A 7366-nucleotide genomic window follows, 5' to 3' on the forward strand; every position below is an offset into this window, starting at 1 on the left:
ATTCCACGGTGTGACTTATGATAGACGTACTTCTTATTTATCCAAGGCTCGGCTCCATGGACAGCATGGTGGTGGACCTGCCTTTGAGCATCATCTACGCCGCCACCGAGTCCGTGAAAAGGGGGTATTCGGTGGAGGCGGTGGACTTGCGGACGGAGAGGGAGGACTGGCGGGAGACCATCCGGCGCAAGCTTTCCAAAGGGGTGCGCCTTGCCGGCATATCGGTGATGACCGGCAGCCCGCTGATAAATTCGCGGGAGATATCCGAGTTCATAAAGTCCGAAAGCCCGCAGACGAAAATCGTGTGGGGCGGGCCGCATCCGACGGTGCTGCCGGAAACGGTGGAAGAACCTTACATTGACTACCTGGTGCGCGGCTACGGCTCCAAACCGCTGGCCCAGATCGTGGAGAAACACAGGGAAGGGGGCGACATTTCCGGGATTGCCGGGCTTTCGTACAAAAAGGATGGCGTGGCGGTCCACAATCCACGCGAGAAGGAATTCGAGATAATCCATTACAGCGATTTGCCCTACGACCTTATAGACGTGAACGCACCGAAGTATATCCGCACATACAACGAGGCCAGGAACTTCCCGATATTCACCAGCATCGGCTGCCCGTACCAGTGCGCGTTCTGTGTCCATCCGGCGATATACAAGGAGATCAACGGGCCAAAGTGGCTTGCGCTGGAGGAGGAGGAGATACTGGGCCACATCGAATACGTCATGGGCCGCTACAAAGTAAACCATATCGTGTTCATAGACGACACAAGCTTCCCGAAACTTTCGCGGATGAAGTCGCTTTTCGAGCGCATCATCGAAAAGAAACTCAACATCACCATGGAGTTCCGCGGCGCCAGGATAAACGAAATAATGAAGATGGACGACGAGTTCCTCAACATTCTCGTGAAGGCCGGAGGCAGGATGATGATGGTGGGGGTGGAGTCGGGCAGCGACAAGGTGCTCAAGGGATTCCAGAAAGGGATCACCCGGGAGCAGATATTGAACGCGAACCGGAAACTTGCGCGCCATCCGGAGCTGACCGCCTATTACAACTTCATTTACGGCACCCCGGGCGAGACTTATGAGGACCTGCTGGAGACCAAGGACCTGGTGCTCACCATACTGCGGGAGAATCCCAAGGCATATTTCGGGTTCGGCGGCGATTGGAAACCGATACCCGGCACCAGGACCCTGGAGACAGCGGAGAAAGATTACGCTTTCAAAAGCCCGAAGACGATAGACGACTGGATACAGATAGACTCGTCCGACGCCGACAATAAGATAGTCCACTCCTGGTACACGGCAAAGCACAACGACCTGATCAAGCTTATGCAGGTGTCCTCGTTTGTGATCGACGACAAGATCATCCGCGAGTCGCGCGGGAACAACAGCTCGTTCTTCAAGCTGCTGCGCCTGATGTCGCGGATATACAAGCCCATCGCGCTTTTCCGCCTGCGGCGCAACTTCAGCCGGTGGATGGTGGAGTACGAGCTGTGGCGCATGATGGTGCGGATAATGCCCCAGTTGCGAGCGGCCCTGGGCTGACAATGGCGGGCAAAGGGCCGGCCGAGGCCTTACGGGTATGGGCCAACGTTTACCGGCGGATACGGTTTTTCAGCAAGATGTACCCGCTTTCATCCATCGCAAAGGATGTTTTTCTGTTCCCGGTGGACTACTTCCTGGCAAACAGGGACATCCGTTCCGTGCGCAACATCACCTTCGCCATAACCCACGCGTGCAACATCCGCTGCGAGATGTGCTATTTCCATCTGGAGTTGGGGAACAGGAAGAACCTGCCTTTCGATGTGTACACCCGCGTGATAGACTCGGCGGCGAAAAGCAGGCCGTGCGTCATCCTGTCCGGGGGGGAGCCTTTCGCCCATCCGGACATTCTTAATATGGCGGAGTACGCAAAGGGAAAAGGGCTGCCCACCCAGATATTCACAAACGGCACGCTGGTCACCCCTGAAAAGGCGGACAAACTGGCGGCCATGGGGCTTGATTATATTGATTTCACGCTGCTGGGCGACGAGGTGACGCATCCGCAGGTGGCAAACGCGCCCAAAAGCTACGAAATGCTGCTGCGCAATCTGCAATATTTCGCGAAGAACAGGCGCGGTGTGAAGATTATATTGAACTACACGATAACGCCCAGGTCGCTCAAAAGCATCGGCCACGCGGTCACGCTTGCCAGGGAGCTTGCGCTGGATGGAATAAGGTTCCAGCATTACAATTTCCTCCTGGAAGGAGAGACTGCTGCCCAGGGAAAGGCTGTGAAAGATATCTTCGGGGTGGATTCAGGGGTGAATGAGATAACCGGCGAAGGCAACCTTGAAGGAGCGGCGGAGTTCATACGCGAATTCACGAAACGGCTTGCCGCGGAAGCCCCGTCCATCCCGGTGCAATGGGCTCCCACCCTTACGGACTCGGAGCTGGACAATTGGTATTCGAACGACAAACACCGCACCAACCGCAAATGCCTTTATCCGTGGCGCGGGATACTGGTGGACGCGGACTCGAAGATATACCCATGCTCGAAGATTTACCTTGAGCTAGGATCGCTTGCGGACAGCGAGCTTTTCGATATCTGGAACGGCCCTCGGATGAAACTTTTCCGCAAGCGGCTTAAAAACGGCGGGTATCCCGCCTGCTCGCGCTGCTGCAAGCTATGACACGGCCACCGGCCCATCCGCTTCGCTACTCCGTCCACACCCGGCTGCGCGAATATCAATTGGGGCGGATGATGCGCGGCGGCGGCGGAAAACTGCTGGACATCGGGTGCGGCGTGGGCTACCTGACACGCGCGCTTGGCGGCGGATACAGGACCGTCGGCCTGGAATATGATTTCGAGTCGCTCAAGGTCAATGTCCAGAACGGGATGGCCATGGCGGTCCGGGGGGGCGCGTGGGAACTGCCCATTAAAAGCGGTTCGCTGGACGCCGTGCTGTGCTCCGAGGTGTTCGAGCATATGCCGGACGGGAAGGACTTGGAACTGGCGCGGGAGATCGCCCGGGTCCTAAGGCCCGGCGGCAGGGCATATGTCACCGTGCCGGCGCTCGAGGGGCTTCGTTCCAGGGCTCCATTGCGCAATATCGGCCATGATATCCCCGGCTCCGGGGAGTATCATTACAGGCTCGGTTACAGCGCGGATGACATGAGGCGCGTAATAAGCGGCGTTCCGGGGCTTAAGGTTGCCCGCATGAGACATTCGATGGCCCTGTTCTCCGAGCTTTTCATGGACCTGCTCAAGCTTGTGTACCTGAAAAAAAACAAGATGAAGGAGCAGTCCGACCTGATGAGCATGGGAGATTCCCCGCTCTTTAAGATTTATCGGGCGGTGTTCCCGATTTTGCATGCGCTGTTCGTGGCCGAAGATTTCCTTTTATGCCCGGTCATAAAAGGCCATATACTTGTGGCCGAGCTGGAAAAAGTGTGACGGACAAGCGCAAGGCCGGACAAATGAGCGATTTTTTCAAGGTTATCTTCAAGAACTACTCCATCGGGGACGCGTTGCGCGCGGAGATGGAGGAGGATATCGGTTTCCTGGTAAGGTCCATTCCCGGGGCGATGGGATTTTTGCTGCGTTACGCGGTATACAAGCTGTTTTTTGGAAAAATAGAGTCCGCCCCATACATTTATCCCGGCGTGCGCTTTGTGTTCATGAAGAACATCCGGCTGGGCAAAGGTGTCCTGATAAACTCCAACAGCTACGTTTACGGCAAAGGAGGGCTGGAGATCGGGGACAAGACCCTCATATCGCCCAACTGTTCCATAGTGGCCGGCGAGCACAACATGTCGCTGGACGCGTCGATAATCGAGCATGCCTCCGCGGCGCAGAAAATAGTCATAGGGAAGAATTGCTGGATCGGGGCCAACTGCGTTATCCTCGGCGGCGTGACGATAGGCGAAGGATCCGTCATCGGGGCGGGGGCCGTGGTGACAAAGGACACGGAGCCCAATTCCATCAACGCCGGAGTGCCCGCGCGCAAGATCGGCGAGCGCAAAGCGCCGGGACAATGATTTAACGCAATGTTATCACATCGCTAAAATACTGGAGATTAATGGTGACGGATTCTATTGAGACCGTAAGGCGGTTTTGGGACGCAAATCCCCTCCTTACAGGCGAGCTGGATGTTCCCGCCGGATCAAAAGAATGGTTCGACGGCTTTGATTCCATCAAGACAAACGACATATTCGCCGGCGACCTTGGCGATTGGATTCCCGGCGATATAGCCGGCAAGTCGGTATTGGATGTCGGATGCGGGCCCGGCTATTGGCACAGGCGGTTTGGCGAACGTAAAGTTGATTACACCGGCATTGATATTTCTCCGGTCACAATCGAGCTTGCGAAGAAATCCAGGGAAATTTACGGGATAGCTGGCAACCTGGAAGCAGGCAACGCGGAGGAATTGAGGTTTGCGGACAATTCGTTCGACTATATAGTTTCCGAAGGCGTCATCCACCACACACCGCGCACCGAAAAGTGCGTTGATGAGATATGGCGAGTTCTAAAGCCTGGCGGCAGGGCCACTATCGGGCTGTATTACAGAAATTATGTGCTGTCTTCTCCGGCGATATTTAAAGTCGCGCTGTTCTTTATGCGGATACTTAATGTTTCCCTGAAAGGGCGGGGGCGGGAGAAAATGCTGGTGGCGGACAATGCGTCTGATTTTGTGAGAATGTACGATGGAGACCAGAATCCCATTGGAAAATCGTACACCAAAAAAGAAGTCAAGGCCATGTTCGGGAAATTCTCCAAAATCCGGCTTGGCCGCTATTATTTCCCATTCCGGATATTCCCGTTCAAGGCTCCGGCGTGCCTCCAGAAAATCATGGCGTCGTTGTTTGGCCTGATGATTATTATCAAAGTGGAAAAATAAGAGAGGCGAATCAGGATTTTGGTGTCCTGGCTGTCTTGCATCTTTTGGGCAGGGGAAACGCCGGACAGATTTTCATTAATATGGACCCTTTCTAAACATGCGTCATATCCAGGCTATATTCCCAAAATGTTTTTTCAACCCCCTTTTTCCCGCCCGATAAGCAAAGGCCGTCAATGCTGACCCTCGCCAGAAACCTGGCTGACCGCCTGTTGCGCCTCCCGGAACTGCGCGGGATGAAGGGGAGCGATTTTGACGGTGAGGCCGCCGCTGCCCTGGAACGGAAGATATACGAAAAAAAACCGATACTGAAAACACTTTACGACGAATATTGCAGGCCCCTCGAGGAATCGGCCGCCCGCGCCCGGCCCGGCGCGAGGATGCTGGAAATAGGGAGCGGAACGAGCCCCTTGAAAAAACGGATACCTTCCGTCATGACCAGCGACGTGGCTCCTTTGCCATGGCTGGATATGAATTGCTCGGCCTACGCTCTCCCTTTCGGAGACGCTTCGATCGAGAGGATATTCTCGCTGTTCGTCATCCACCACCTGGGGCGGTTCGAGGACTTTTTGAATGAGGCCAGGCGCGTCCTTAAACCAGGCGGCGAGCTTGTGATCGTTGATCCGGCCATCACCCCTTTCTCAAGGTTGTACTACAAAATCCATGTGGACAAAATGGACCTGGACGTCCGGGAGTGGGGTTTTGAGGGGGATGGAAGGCTGTCGGACAGCAACATCGCCCTGGCCTGGATCGCGTTTTTCCGCGACAGGGAAAGGTTCCAGAGGCTGTACCCGGAGTTTGAGATCGAAAAAGTGGAGTACAGCACCTGCCTTTCATTCCTTCTCACCGGGGGATTCCGGATCCGCCAACTATTGCCGGACTTTGCTATCGAGGCGCTTTTCGCGGCCGAAAACTGGATCATCCGCAACATCACAAACAAAATAGCCGTCACAATGGCTGTGACCTTAAAACGGACATAAGGCGGTGGAGAGCGAAACTTCCGTCACCGTGCTCATGCCGGTCTATAACGCGGGGAAATACCTGCGGGGAGCGATAGAAAGCATCCTTGGGCAGACCCACGCCGATTTCGAATTCCTAATAATAAACGACGGCTCCACCGACGGCTCTGCGGACGTTGCGCGCTCTTACAACGATAGCCGCATAAGGTTTGTGGAGAACGAGCGCAACATGGGGATGGTGGCCACCCTCAACCGGGGCCTTGCTCTTGCCACCCATGAGCTTGTGGCGCGCATGGACGGGGATGACATATCCCACCCCGAAAGGCTGGCCAGGCAGGTTGAGCGGTTTTGCGCGCCCGGTGGCGAGAAGCTTGCGTTGCTGGGGACGATGTGCAGGCAGATCGGGCCGGAGGGTGAACTGATTTACATGGGCGCCATGGAAAAGCCGATAGATCCGCTGGCCGTGGCCTGGTACCAGCTTTTCGACAATTCTTTTATCCACACCTCGGTGATGTTCCGGAAAAGCGTCGTGCTAGGCGAGCTTGGAGGATACCGCTGGTCGGACATTTGCGCCGACTACGACCTGTGGATGCGGATGATCGAAAAGGGGCTCGAATTGCGCAGCCTGCCTCAAATACTTGTGGACTACCGCAACCATCCAACGTCCATCATCGGCGAAGTGCGGGCGGAGAAAAAGGAAAAACTTGAGACCGCCGCCCGGGAACGGCGTGAAGTGGCCATCCGTTGCGCCGCCTCTGTGGCGGGGTGGACGATAACCGGCGATGAGGCGGACATCCTCCAAGGTTTCATCCATGGATTTGACCCTCAAAAGGCCGCAAGGTTTATCGCAACGTTCGAAACAGCCCTGCAAAGGTTTAGGGCGCATAATGCGCAAGCCGCCGGGATCGAAAACTTCCGGCTTGTGGTGGCGGAGCAATATTGCACCGTGGCGTACAAGATTCTGGCCGAGGACAGGGCTCTGGCGGCCAGAATATTGATGAAAGGGATAGGGTTCCATACGCCGGTGGCGCTCCGGCTGCCGTGGGGGAGGATAGCCTCGCTGGCGTTATTCGGCGAGAAGGCCAGGAAAATGTTTGGAAAGGCCCGCGCCGCCGCCAGAAAAGCCCTTGATTGATTGACGGGCTGGACATTTGCCGGCCGTGTGGAAATGGTGGGCGGTGCAGGGATTGAACCTGCGGCTTCCACCGTGTGAAGGTGGCACTCTCCCGCTGAGTTAACCGCCCAGGAATTTTCTATAATAGCCGCCAGTCCGCTTTTTGTCACCCTCAAAATTGCCCCAAAATCAACATTGACCGCTCTACGGCGCAAATACTCCGTCCTGAGCGTGATTGCCAGATGGCCGGATTTGCCCGGCGCCAATATTTTGCTGTTAGCAACAAATAGAAATGTCCGGTTTAGTAGCACATGAATTGTCCGCTTTGTCCATCCGGTGATTTCCGATTAATCCCGGCGTGGCCGCAAGCGGCGGACAGTTACGCCGCGGCCTTCCTTTTCTTTTTGATTTCAA

At 55.6% G+C, this 7366-nt stretch carries 7 protein-coding genes and 1 tRNA gene; 7 read left to right on the forward strand and 1 reads right to left on the reverse strand.

Translation table 11 applies throughout. The features are described 5' to 3' along the window. Positions 1–17: 17 nt before the first annotated feature. The 7 genes from HZB29_08275 to HZB29_08305 all read left to right on the forward strand — a co-directional run bounded on the left by HZB29_08275 (position 18) and on the right by HZB29_08305 (position 6973). Positions 18–1547: a radical SAM protein gene (locus HZB29_08275; protein ID MBI5815593.1), complete on the forward strand. Its 1530-nt coding sequence runs from the start codon at positions 18–20 to the stop codon at positions 1545–1547. Between the two features lie 2 nt (positions 1548–1549). Beyond that, positions 1550–2674, forward strand: coding sequence for a radical SAM protein (locus HZB29_08280; GenBank protein ID MBI5815594.1), 1125 nt, complete (start codon positions 1550–1552; stop codon positions 2672–2674). Continuing rightward, positions 2671–3438 carry a class I SAM-dependent methyltransferase gene (locus tag HZB29_08285; protein MBI5815595.1) on the forward strand — a complete coding sequence of 256 codons (768 nt, stop codon included), beginning with the start codon at positions 2671–2673 and terminating at the stop codon, positions 3436–3438. The genes HZB29_08280 and HZB29_08285 overlap by 4 nt, the downstream gene beginning before the upstream one ends. A gap of 23 nt (positions 3439–3461) precedes the next feature. Next, positions 3462–4022: an acyltransferase gene (locus HZB29_08290; protein ID MBI5815596.1), complete on the forward strand. Its 561-nt coding sequence runs from the start codon at positions 3462–3464 to the stop codon at positions 4020–4022. 41 nt (positions 4023–4063) lie between these two features. Beyond that, entirely contained in the window at positions 4064–4882 is an 819-nt protein-coding gene (locus HZB29_08295) for a methyltransferase domain-containing protein (GenBank protein MBI5815597.1), read from the forward strand. Positions 4883–5055: 173 nt separating this feature from the next. Next, on the forward strand, positions 5056–5859 hold the full coding sequence (locus tag HZB29_08300; protein ID MBI5815598.1) for a class I SAM-dependent methyltransferase: 804 nt from the start codon (positions 5056–5058) through the stop codon (positions 5857–5859). 4 nt (positions 5860–5863) lie between these two features. Continuing rightward, on the forward strand, positions 5864–6973 hold the full coding sequence (locus tag HZB29_08305; protein MBI5815599.1) for a glycosyltransferase: 1110 nt from the start codon (positions 5864–5866) through the stop codon (positions 6971–6973). Between the two features lie 34 nt (positions 6974–7007). Here HZB29_08305 and HZB29_08310 read toward each other — a convergent pair. Next, positions 7008–7082: transfer RNA gene (locus HZB29_08310), tRNA-Val, on the reverse strand. Positions 7083–7366: the final 284 nt, after the last annotated feature.

The sequence above is a fragment of the Nitrospinota bacterium genome, assembly GCA_016235255.1.
In the GTDB taxonomy this organism is placed as follows: Bacteria; Nitrospinota_A; UBA7883; order UBA7883; family JACRLM01; genus JACRLM01.